At 66.1% G+C, this 2,640-nt stretch carries 2 protein-coding genes and 1 pseudogene; all 3 read right to left on the bottom strand.

Annotated elements, in window-relative coordinates; translation table 11 throughout:
• Positions 1-472: 472 nt before the first annotated feature.
• Positions 473-667, bottom strand: a complete 195-nt coding sequence (locus ACIQU6_RS44330; protein WP_403488357.1) for a hypothetical protein — start codon at positions 665-667, stop codon at positions 473-475.
• Between the two features lie 3 nt (positions 668-670).
• A pseudogene (locus tag ACIQU6_RS44325) lies at positions 671-1,165 on the bottom strand (transposase); the annotation flags it as partial.
• Positions 1,050-1,931, bottom strand: a complete 882-nt coding sequence (locus ACIQU6_RS44320; RefSeq protein WP_403488355.1) for a DUF6444 domain-containing protein — start codon at positions 1,929-1,931, stop codon at positions 1,050-1,052. The gene ACIQU6_RS44320 and the pseudogene ACIQU6_RS44325, both read right to left, overlap by 116 nt.
• Positions 1,932-2,640 lie beyond the last annotated feature (709 nt).

Genomic DNA, 2,640 nt, shown 5'->3' with positions numbered 1-2,640 from the left:
AGCCCGGCCCCGCGTGTCCCTCACCAAGGCCGCATAACATCAACCCCACGAAACCCGTTCGTGAGTGCTTTTACACCACAAACTGGACGCGACCGGTGGGAGTGCTCGGCGAACTCACGCTGGGTGTAGCCCGCGAGGTTCCGGTAAGAGGCGATCCTCGCCCCGATGCTCTCGTCGGCATGATTGGGCATACTGGACTCCGTTTCGACTTCACCACTCGAAACGGTACCCGTGCCGGTTGGGCCGGGATACACATACGGCCCGCCTCCGTGCGCATTCGGGGGCGGGCCGTTTGGCGTGCAGGCTGCGCGTTTGCTCACTACTCCGGGCGGAGCGTGGACGTAACACTCATCGGGCGCCAGTACTGAGGGGTTGACAACGAGGGTTAGCAACGACGAATCCGTTCGCCGCGCTGCTCGTTGGCCTCGGCACGGACGACCGGCTGTATGTGGTGAGTGAGTGGCGCCACGATTCACGGGCCGTGCGACGGCAGATGACCGACGCGCAATACAGCCGCGCCGTAAGCGCATGGCTGGCCGAGCAGGACGTCGAGCATGGGCTGGTCGTGGCGGTCGGCGGTGGCCAGGTAGGTGCGGATTGCGGCGAAGTCCTGGGCCCCTTGCAGGGTCCGCAGGCATCCGGAGACCTTGATCCGTAGTTTCGCCATCCGGATGGTCTGCTCGGCTGCGTTGTTGTCGAAGGGCAGGTCCAGGTCGTGGACCTAGCGCAGGTAGTCCTCCCAGCGTCCCGTGAGCCGCTTGAACAGAGCGTGGTGCTTGGCCTCGGTCTTCGAGGATCGGCCAGCGGTGGCCTGGAGCCCGTCGGCGACCGCGGTGCGCAGGCCTGACAGTTCCCGGGCTGTGGCCTCAGTCTCGATCTGCCCGGTGCTGGCTTCCCGGGCGGTGTCCGCGGCCTTCTTCAAGGCCAGCAGGGCGTCAGTGGCCCGGTAGGCCGCACAGCGTGCGCCGCCGTGGCCGCGTTCGGTCACCGCAATCAGCTCCCGCAGTACGTGTGCCGAGCACAGTGCATGGGTGGCCTCGGTGTAGGTGTCATACAGTGCCCAGGCATCGTGCATAGCGACGCCCCGGAAGGCGGGCAGTATCCCGGCCGCGTCGGTGCCGTCGGTGCCGCGCTTGGGGTGGACGCCCAAGGTGGACGAAGGCACCGGTGGAGGCGGAGTGCAGCCAGTGCACACGCCCGGCGGTGCGGAACCCGGTCTCGTCGAAGAACGCCAAGGGTGCTGTGGAAACGCGCTCGGCAACCATGCGGCCGAAGGTGTCAAGAGTCATCGCGCAGCGCCGTACCCAGGAGGCGACGGTGGCCGGGGCGACCGGCGCGCCGAACAACTCGGCCAGGGCGGTGGCGGTGCGGTCCTTGGACAGGAACTGGCCGTGCATCAGATTCACACCGGCCGCCGCGAGGCGGGGCCCGAACTGCACCGGGGCGTTCACTCCGTCCGGGGCGGCGGCTCTGGCCGTCGTGCCGCAGGCGCACCGGCAGATGACCAGCCGGTGCTCGGTGACCTCCACACCCATGCGCTCGGGCAGGTCGAAGACCTGCCGCCGCTCGGTCCTGACCTCCCTGGCACTGACCAGGTCCGTCCCGCAGCCGGTACACGGCCCTTCGGGGCGGTATTCCTCCACAAAGTCCGGATTCTCCACCTGAGCCAGGGTCGTCCCCGGCTGCCCCTTCGGCCGGACCGGCCCACAACCGGTCCTGCCGCGCAGAGACTTCGGGGCAGGCTTGGCCAGCCCGTCGGACGACGGCGGCTTCGAGGAGTTCTTCGAGTTCTGGCCCAGCCGGGCCTTCAAATCCGTGACCTCGGCCCGGGCTTCCACCAACTCGGCTCGCACCGCCACCAGCTCACTGCGCAGCTCGACCACCAACAAGGCGAGCCCCTCGTAGGCGGGGAGCGGGCCGGCGACGGACATGACCCCAATGATCACCAATCAGGACATCAAGATCAAACCAACCGAGGCCAACCACCTATCCAGTTACGGGGATCTATGCGGCTGAGCCTGCGGGAGCCCTGATCCAATCTGACTAATGACTCGCGATCCAGTTATCAAATTGGTTTGGGGCGGGCAGGCTGACATCTCGTGAGTCTTCTGAAGGGTGGCAAGAGGCCATCGCTCGACTCGAGCATCAGCCTGTTAGGTCAGGTGTGCCGGGCCCTCTACACGCGAAGATCGCTTCGATTGCTTTTCGCTGATTGCGTACTCGCCGAGTCCGATCAGGCGGCGTGCAGCCGCGCCTTGTGCGTAGAGGCAGCGCTGGGCTCCAGAGCGGAACGCCCCGCGCTCGCAGTGCGCCGTAGCTGCGTACCAGAGTTACAGGGCACTCCGCCGTTCCAATCCAGGCTTCTGCAGACCACTGTCCACCAGGGGGCTGGAATGGCCATCAATCTGCTGGCGGCTCGACACTGCAGGAATGTAATCAAACAGTGGCGCCAGCCACAAGGGAGCGGGAAGGGAAGTCCCACCATGAATGTCAAAGCCCGACTGCTCTGCTGTTCAGCGGGCATCATCGACCTCTTCGGAGTCGTCATCGCAACACTGGCAGTGCTCGCTCTGATTACCGTGGCATCTGCGACACCTTCCCGGAGCAGCGGCTGGGACAGTCTCGCAGCCTGCGAGAGCG

The sequence above is a fragment of the Streptomyces sp. NPDC090442 genome (genome assembly GCF_044769405.1).
Taxonomy (GTDB): Bacteria; Actinomycetota; Actinomycetes; order Streptomycetales; family Streptomycetaceae; genus Streptomyces.
Note: the sequence above shows the minus strand (reverse complement) of the source record. Positions and strands in the feature narration are given on the sequence as shown.

Coding starts and splice junctions, on each gene's coding strand:
- ACIQU6_RS44330 (WP_403488357.1), bottom strand. CDS start 667: ATGGCGAAACTACGGATCAAGGTCTCCGGATGCCTGCGGACCCTGCAA.
- ACIQU6_RS44320 (WP_403488355.1), bottom strand. CDS start 1,931: ATGTCCGTCGCCGGCCCGCTCCCCGCCTACGAGGGGCTCGCCTTGTTG.